The organism is Kitasatospora phosalacinea, from assembly GCF_000717185.1.
GTDB lineage: Bacteria > Actinomycetota > Actinomycetes > Streptomycetales > Streptomycetaceae > Kitasatospora > Kitasatospora phosalacinea_A.
Map to the genome: position 1 here is coordinate 1 of NZ_JNYE01000328.1, position 218 is coordinate 218.

Genomic DNA, 218 nt, shown 5'->3' on the forward strand with positions numbered 1-218 from the left:
GCTGCTGGCCTACTTCCGCCGCCGACTGGCCCGCTCGACGCGACCGCACCGGGTCTTCGAGGCGGTGCGCGAGGTCGTGAAGGCGACCGGCGTGCTGAAGGGCCGCCACCGGCGCGCTCTGGACTCGACCGTGCTGGAGGACGCGGTCGCCACCCAGGACACCGTCACCCAACTCGTCGCCGCCATCCGTGCCGTGATCCGCGAAGTCCCCGGCGCCG

Annotated in this window: 1 pseudogene; it reads left to right on the plus strand. The window is 73.9% G+C overall.

Annotated features, from left to right (window positions below):
- Positions 1 to 218, plus strand: a pseudogene (locus OO57_RS38250) (IS5/IS1182 family transposase); the annotation flags it as partial.